This window comes from uncultured Marinobacter sp., from assembly GCF_963974375.1.
In the GTDB taxonomy this organism is placed as follows: Bacteria; Pseudomonadota; Gammaproteobacteria; order Pseudomonadales; family Oleiphilaceae; genus Marinobacter.
Map to the genome: position 1 here is coordinate 1 of NZ_CAXBDN010000244.1, position 6,696 is coordinate 6,696.

At 60.0% G+C, this 6,696-nt stretch carries 5 protein-coding genes and 1 pseudogene; 5 read left to right on the plus strand and 1 reads right to left on the minus strand.

Annotation, left to right across the window (positions count from 1 at the left end; all coding sequences use genetic code 11):
• The 3 genes and pseudogenes from era to pdxJ form a co-directional block, all read left to right on the plus strand.
• Positions 1-671, plus strand: a 671-nt coding sequence (gene era / locus AAC035_RS16995) for a GTPase Era (RefSeq protein ID WP_339806244.1), incomplete at its 5' end; no start/stop codon positions are given.
• 7 nt (positions 672-678) lie between these two features.
• Positions 679-1,395: a DNA repair protein RecO gene (recO, locus tag AAC035_RS17000; RefSeq protein WP_339806246.1), complete on the plus strand. Its 717-nt coding sequence runs from the start codon at positions 679-681 to the stop codon at positions 1,393-1,395.
• A 13-nt stretch (positions 1,396-1,408) separates the two neighbouring features.
• Positions 1,409-2,130, plus strand: a pseudogene (pdxJ, locus tag AAC035_RS17005) (pyridoxine 5'-phosphate synthase).
• A gap of 11 nt (positions 2,131-2,141) precedes the next feature.
• On the opposite strand, the gene AAC035_RS17010 reads toward pdxJ, so the two are convergent.
• Positions 2,142-5,021, minus strand: coding sequence for an ATP-binding protein (locus tag AAC035_RS17010; protein WP_339806249.1), 2,880 nt, complete (start codon positions 5,019-5,021; stop codon positions 2,142-2,144).
• A gap of 299 nt (positions 5,022-5,320) precedes the next feature.
• Here AAC035_RS17010 and cysM point away from each other — a divergent pair, with 299 nt between their 5' ends.
• Together cysM and AAC035_RS17020 are read left to right on the plus strand one after the other, a co-directional pair.
• Positions 5,321-6,214, plus strand: a complete 894-nt coding sequence (gene cysM, locus AAC035_RS17015) for a cysteine synthase CysM (RefSeq protein WP_339806251.1) — start codon at positions 5,321-5,323, stop codon at positions 6,212-6,214.
• Positions 6,215-6,267: 53 nt separating this feature from the next.
• A partial coding sequence (locus AAC035_RS17020; RefSeq protein ID WP_339806254.1) for a TRAM domain-containing protein occupies positions 6,268-6,696 on the plus strand: 429 nt, incomplete at its 3' end.

The following is a 6,696-nucleotide window of genomic DNA, read 5'->3' on the forward strand; positions in this document are numbered from 1 at the left end:
ACATGAACCGTGCAGCCTCGTCAGCGCTCAAGCATGTGGATGTGGTGGTCTTCGTGGTGGACCGCCACTACTGGACCACCGAGGACGATCTGGTACTGAAGAAGCTTGAACACCTGACCTGCCCGGTGATCCTGGCAGTGAACAAGGTGGACAAGATCGAGCGCCGGGACACCCTGCTGCCGGCGCTGCAGGAGCTGGCCAGCCGCCGGGACTTTGCCGAGGTGATTCCTTTATCTGCGCTGAAGGGCCAGAACCTGGAACCACTGGAAGCCGCGGTGGCGGGTTACCTGCCCCAGAGTGTGCACATGTATCCGGATGACCAGATCACCGATCGCACCGAACGCTTTATGGCGGCTGAAATGGTGCGGGAGAAAATCACCCGGCAACTGGGAGCCGAGTTGCCTTATTCGGTGGCGGTGGAAATCGAGGAGTTCCGGCAGGAGCCCAATACCCTGCATATATCGGCACTGATTCTGGTTGAGCGGGAAGGACAGAAAAAAATCGTGATCGGCGACAAGGGTGACCGGTTACGGACGATTGGTCAGGAAGCCCGTCAGGACATGGAGCGGATGTTTGATAGCAAGGTCATGCTGCGACTCTGGGTCAAGGTCCGACGCGGCTGGGCCGACAGCGACCGGGCCCTGAAAAGCCTGGGCATGAACGACTTCTGAGGCGCTTATGCCGGGTTCGGTGCAACAGGAACCTGCCTACGTACTGCATCGACGTCCCTACCGGGAAACCAGCCTGCTGGTAGACCTGTTTACACTCAATAATGGCCGCATGACGGTGGTTGCCCGGGGTGCCAATGGCCCCCGCAGCCCTCTCAAGGCGCAGCTGCAGCCTTTTCAGCCCCTGCTGGTGGACTGGCAGGGCCGCAGTGATCTGAAAACCCTTACCCAGACCGACAATCGCCCCGGCGTCAGCCTTGGCCATGGCCGGGCCCTGTACAGCGGTTTCTATCTGAACGAACTTTTGCAAAAACTGCTGCCTGCCGGCGAAGCCAGCCACGGGCTGTTTGTCGCCTATCTGGCGGCGCTTGCTGAGCTGGCCACTGGCGCTGATGTGGAGCCGGTTTTGCGGCGTTTTGAGGGAGCCCTTGCGGAGTCCCTGGGTTATGGCTTTGCCTGGGATGCGGTGGCGGGAACCGGGGAGTCTGTGCGTGATGACCGGATTTATTGCTATGATCCGCAGCAGGGTATTCTGGCCAGCCCGGCGCCGCAGGCCCGATTGCAGCGGTTGCCCGGAAGCGTATTACTGAGTATCGCGGCCGGCAATCTGGCCGGCGACTCGGAGCGGCGCGTTGGTAAACAGGTCATGCGCGCACTGGTGGATTTCCTGTTGCAGGGCAAGCCACTGAACAGCCGGGGTCTTTTTGGCAACAAACCTTCAACCTGATGGAGAGTTCGGCATGAACGAGCGAGTTTTACTGGGTGTTAACGTCGATCACGTGGCCACTCTGCGACAGGCCCGGGGCACCCGGTATCCGGATCCGGTACAGGCAGCCATGGTGGCGGAAGAAGCCGGGGCAGACAGCATTACCATTCATCCCAGGGAGGATCGCCGCCACATTCAGGACCGCGATGTATTGCTGATGCGTCAGACCCTCAATACCCGCATGAATCTGGAAATGGCAGTCACCGATGCGATGATGGATTTCGCCGAGCAGGTGAAGCCCCAATGCATATGCCTGGTGCCGGAAAAACGGGAGGAACTGACCACCGAGGGCGGGCTCGATGTAGAGGGCCAGGAGGATCGTATCGCCCGGGCCTGTGAGCGGCTGGCGAGAACAGGGGCAGAGGTGTCACTGTTTATTGATCCGGCTCCGGCCCAGATCGATGCGGCGGACCGGTGATTGAGCTTCATACCGGTGAATATGCCGAAGCCGAACATCCGGCAGACGTCGAGCGGACCTTCAAGGCCATCGCCGATGCCGTCGCCTATGCCCGCCGCAAAGGTCTGATCGTGAACGCCGGCCATGGCCTCAATTACCACAACACGCTGCGGGTGGCTGCCATTCCCGGCATCCATGAGCTGAATATCGGCCACGCCATCGTGGCACGGGCGTTGTTCACCGGCATGAAAGAGGCAGTGCGGGATATGCGGTTGCTTCTGGATCAGGCTCGTTGGTAGAGCGTGCGTTGCTAATGTCGGGTCTGGAACTGGCTGTTCCTGAACAGCGGCTGCCAGTCCGTTTGCTGGCCCCAGATTTCGAGGCGCTCCATGGCCGCAAGCAGCTGTGCCTTGAGTAGCTCGCAGTTCGCAGCCTTGCGCTTGAGGGCTGTCTCAAAGGCCTCAGCGGCATCTCTGAGCTCAGGAACGCCGCAGTAACGGGTGGCGCCGTGCAGCTTATGGACGCATTCCAATACCGCTTCGCGGTCATCCAGCGCCCATTTTTCCCTGATGGTTACCATGTCCGGTCCGAGCTGTTCCAGCAGCATGCTGAACAGCTCCTCCGCCAGATCCCTTTTGCCGGCTGCCAGCCTGACGCCTTCACTGATATCCACGCTGGATTTCTGGCGCTGCCGGGTCGAGGGCCTCAGCGGGCGCCGGGTGTCACGGAAGTCGGCGATGGCACCGCTGTGCTTCCAGAGGTCCTCCGGCGCCTGGAAACCGGTGAACTCTGCCAGTGTGTCCAGCAGTTGCCGGCTGTTTACCGGCTTTGCCAGATAGCCATCGAAGCCCTTTTGCATCAGGCGCTTCTGTTCATCGGCAAGGGCATGCGCTGTCAGCGCGATGATGGCGGTGCGATGGTCGCCCTCGTCCAGCGCCCTGACACGGGCGGTGGTTTCGACACCGTCCATGCCCGGCATCTGCAGATCCATGAAAATCAGCTCGAAACGGGTGTGGCGGGCCTTGCTGATGGCTTCGAATCCGCTGGAGGCACCCTCTGCCGGTATCCGGCAGTCGGCCAGCAGGGTCAGTACCAGTTTCAGGTTGGCATCGTTGTCGTCAACCACCAGCACTCTGGGCGCCGGTCCCGGGGTGTAGGCCAGTCGCGGGACGATGGCGGAGCTGGGAGAAAGCTCGTCCGACTGGGTGTCAATGCCATGCACCAGCATCAGCAGCTCATCGTAAAGGCTGTGACGGCATACCGGTTTCACCAGATGTCCGCTGGCAAAACCGGTCAGTACATTGTGGTGGGTTTCCAGGGTGGGTGTCAGCAGCAGTGTCCGGCAGTCACGGTCGATTTCCAGGGTGTTCAGCAGATCCCGGTACTGACTGGAGTTCAGCAGGTGCCTGGTGATACCCACGATGGCGGCGGCGTATCCGGTCTGGCGCTGCTGGGCTTCTTCCACCTGTTCCAGCAACTCACCGGGAGAGGCAACCCGGGTCACACTCATGCCCCAGTCGTTGAGGATGTGCTCAACGGCGAGACCGGTGGTGGTCTGTTGTTCCAGATAAATCACCCGTTCGCCCCGCAGTGCATCACTGGGGCGGGGCGCTTCGGTGCTGGATGCCAGTTCGGCGCTGAGGGTAAACCAGAACGTCGAGCCCTTGCCCAGCTCACTTTCAAGGCCGATGGTGCCGCCCATCTCTTCCACCAGGCGCTTGGAAATCACCAGACCCAGACCGGTGCCGCCATACTGGCGGGCGGTGGAGGCATCGGCCTGACTGAAGGCGTTGAACAGGGATTGCTGCTGGGCCCGGGACAGGCCGACACCGGAATCAGTAATGCTGATACGCAGTGTCACCCGGTGGTTCTCGGTGTCTTCCTCCTCAAGGCTGGCCCGCAGCACCACTTCACCGGTCTGGGTGAACTTGATGGCATTGTTGACCAGGTTGGTAATGACCTGTTTGACCCTCAGCGGGTCGCCCATCATGTTGTCCGGGACATCGTCGTAAACCAGAGGCACCAGATCCAGGTTCTTGCCGTGGGCAGCAGGCGCCAGCATGACCATCACATCTTCCACAATATCCCTGAGCTGGAAGGGCACCCGGTCGAGGATCAGCTTGCCGGCCTCGATCTTCGAGAAATCGAGAATATCGTTGATGATGGTCAACAGAATTTCCGAGGACTTGCGTATGGTATTCAGGTGCTCGCTTTGCTGTTTCTGCAGCGGACTTTTCAGCAGCAGCTCGGTAAAGCCGATAATGCCGTTCAACGGGGTGCGGATTTCATGGGACATGTTGGCCAGGAATTCCGATTTGATCCGGCTGGCCTCCAGTGCCTCCTTGCGGGCGAAATCCAGCTCGATGTTCTGGATTTCGATGGTTTCGAGGGTTTCCCGGAGGTCTTCGGTGGCCTGATCAATGTTCTGCTGCATTTCCGCCTGGGCCTTGCTGAGCTCCTCGGCCATGGCATTGAGACCGGATTCCAGCTGTTCGAACTCGGGTCCTGCAGCGGTGTGTACCCGGGTGTCCAGTTTGCCTTCTTTGAGTCTGGCAACGGCGCGGTTCAGTTCAAACACCGGGTCGGTGAACGAGCGGCTCAGGCGCATGGCAATGACCAGGCTGAGCAGAACGCCGGCGACAATCATAAGCAACGAGATGAACAGCGCTTTCCAGGTTTCCTTCTCGGTGCGGATATGGGACATCTCGATTGCGGCCCAGCCAATGGGCTCGACGCCTGCCGGGGCGCCGGAGCGCGCTTCAAGCTCAAGCAGGTTGTCCAGCATCAGGTCCTGCAGGTAAACAGGGGATACGTAGATGGTGCTGTCGCTCTGGGGCCAGCGGCGGGTCGAGGTGTCCAGTTCCCGGCCATCTGATCCCGGATTGGCCAGCGAAGGGCCGGTGTGCAAAAGCCGGTCGCGGCGAGCATTGTAAAAGGTGATGGAGCGAACATCCTGCTCTTCCAGCAGGGCGTTGGAGAGCGTGCCCAGCAGGCTGCGGTTGGCGGTGAACATGCCGTATTCCGCCGCTGCTGCCAGTTGCCGTGACAGTGAGTCACCGCGGTCATCCAGCAACTGATTGATGTTCTGCACCCAGCTCCAGGTGAAAAACAGGCCAAGCAGCAGAGTGGTCAGCAGGGTCGGGACCAGAGTGACAACCAGAACTTTTTTGCGAATACCCCAGCGGCGCATAGGTTTGTCTGCTCTCCGTTCCCGATCCCTGGTGATTGGAAAAAGTCATGCTCTATTATACTGGCAAGCCGTTAGCCCGTCGGCACCAGCGGTATGCCTGTATTCTTTACGCTGGCTTATAGCCACCGGTCATGGTCATAGCCACAAGGCGTATTGGGCGATGCCCCCGGTTACGCGTATGATGCCCAGCGGAGTGTATCATAAGGGTACCGGGAAACAGTGAAACAGTCGCCGGGGCGGTGCTTCCGGTGCTCCGCGGACACCGGTCAGACAGACGTTTACAGAGGAGCGGACATACCATGCATTTCCCTACCATTGAGGATTATGTCGGCAATACTCCGCTGGTCAGATTGCAGCGGCTTCCGGGACAAACCAGCAACCTGGTACTGGCCAAGCTTGAGGGTAACAACCCGGCCGGTTCGGTCAAGGATCGCCCGGCTGTCAGCATGATTCAGGAGGCGGAAAAGCGGGGTGACATCCGCCCGGGCGATACCCTGATTGAAGCAACCAGCGGAAATACCGGCATCGCCCTGGCCATGGCTGCGGCCATCAAGGGTTACCGCATGGTACTGATCATGCCCGCCAATATGAGTGAGGAGCGTCGTGCTTCCATGCGCGCCTACGGGGCCGAGATCATTACCGTGTCGCAACAGGAAGGCATGGAGGTGGCCCGGGATCTGGCCACCCGCATGCAGGCCGAGGGTAAGGGCGTGGTGCTGGACCAGTTTGCCAATCCGGACAATCCGCTGGCCCACTACCGCACCACCGGGCCTGAAATCTGGGAGCAGACCCAGGGCAGGGTAACCCACTTTGTCAGCTCAATGGGCACCACTGGCACCATTATGGGCGTATCCCGCTACCTGAAGGAGCGCAATCCGGATATTCGTATCATCGGTCTGCAGCCAAAGGAAGGTTCCTCCATTCCCGGTATTCGTCGCTGGCCGGAAGCCTATCTGCCCAAAATCTACGATGCCACCCGGGTAGATCAGGTGCTGGACGTGGGTCAGGATGAGGCCGAAACCACCATGCGGGAACTGGCCCGGGTAGAAGGTATCTTTTGTGGGGTATCGTCCGGTGGCTCCATCGCCGCTGCCCTCAAGTTGTCCAGTCAGGTTGAAAATGCGGTGATAGTGGCCATTATCTGTGATCGCGGCGACCGCTATTTGTCCACCGGGGTATTCCCCGGCGCCTGAGCGCCGGATTCCATGCCCCACATCTGTCCAGAATTCATGTTCCAGGAACACTTATGACCCGAAGACGCAGGAAGGCGCTGCCTACCGAGCCCCAGTTATGTGCCATTGAAAGACTGGGCCACGACGGCCGGGGCATTGCCCTCGAAGATGGCAAGACCCGGTTTGTGGACGGGGCACTGCCTGGTGAGAAGGTGATGGCCAAAATGGTTGGCAGCCATCGGCGCTACGATGAACTGCGGACGCTGGAGGTGTTGGAGGCGGCAGCTGAACGCCAGGTGCCGCCCTGTGAGTTTGCGGACCTTTGTGGTGGCTGCAGCCTGCAACACATGTCACCGGATTTCCAGATAGCCTTCAAGGAAAAAACCCTGCAGGAGCAGTTTGTTCATTTTGGCGGCATTGAGCCGGAGCAGTGGATCGAGCCCATGCGTTCGCCGTCACTGGGGTATCGCCGCAAGGCCCGCCTTGGCGTGCGCTATGTTGCC